The following is a 960-nucleotide window of genomic DNA, read 5'->3' on the forward strand; positions in this document are numbered from 1 at the left end:
GGCAAGGCGCAAGCACATGCGCGCCCGCCTCGATCAACTGCCGGCGCACGGCAAGGATGCGCTGCCAGCCGGCGGGGGTGCCCGGCTCGACCACAAGCAGCGTGTCGGCGGTGAGTTGCCAGAGGCGGTCGATGAGCTTCGGCAGTGATGCGGGAGCGATTTCGTCGAGCACATAGGCGCACGTGACCAGATCGGCCGGCTCGATGTCGGCAAGGTCGATGGTGGCATCACCGGCCAGCCATCTGGTCTGGGCGGCAATTGTGTCGCCGGCAAGCGTCTCGCCGACCTTGCGCACCGCGGCACTGGCTTCGAACAACACTGCCTGTTCGAGATCGGGCCACTGGTCGGTCGTGGCCCAAAGCACCGTGCCAGGGCCGGCGCCGACATCGAGCAGGCTCCTGGGTTGAAAGCCGGGCTTTGCGTCGCTCAGCGCGTCGAGGCTGGCGCGGATCGCGGCATAGGTCGCCGGCAGCCGCGTCGCCAGATAGGCTTTCACTGCCAGGTCCTCGGCCATGTGCAAACGGCCGTCACGCAACTCGGCACGATAACGGTCGGACAGCGTTTTTGCCGCTTGCTTGAGTACCGCAAGAGGAACGTTTTCGAGCAGGCGCTCGACACCTTGGCGAAGGGAGGCCGGCAACTCCATCTCACGCGCCCCGCGGGACGAGAAGGATCACCGAAGCGCCGGCAATGCAGAGCGCGGCACCGGCAAGATCCCAGCGGTCGGGGCGAACGCCCTCCACCAGCCACAGCCAGCCAAGCGACGCCGCGATGTAGATGCCGCCATAGGCGGCGTAGGCGCGGCCGGCGGCTGACATGTCCACCAGCGCCAGCAGGAAGCCGAACAGGGCAAGCGAGGCGAGGCCGGGAAGAAGCCAAAGCGGCGACTTTTCGAGCCGCCACCAGGCCCAGAACGAAAAGCAGCCGGCGATCTCGGCCAGAGCGGCGGCGGCATAGAGG

General features: G+C 67.4%; 2 protein-coding genes. Both read right to left on the bottom strand.

Translation table 11 applies throughout. The features are described 5' to 3' along the window. The coding region (locus EN939_RS35800; protein ID WP_127272011.1) for a small ribosomal subunit Rsm22 family protein at positions 1–646 on the bottom strand (646 nt) is incomplete at its 3' end. Position 647: 1 nt separating this feature from the next. After that, positions 648–960, bottom strand: a 313-nt coding sequence (locus tag EN939_RS35805; protein WP_127272013.1) for a YnfA family protein, incomplete at its 5' end; no start/stop codon positions are given.

This window comes from Mesorhizobium sp. M7A.F.Ca.CA.002.05.1.1 (assembly GCF_003998335.1).
Classification (GTDB): Bacteria; Pseudomonadota; Alphaproteobacteria; order Rhizobiales; family Rhizobiaceae; genus Mesorhizobium.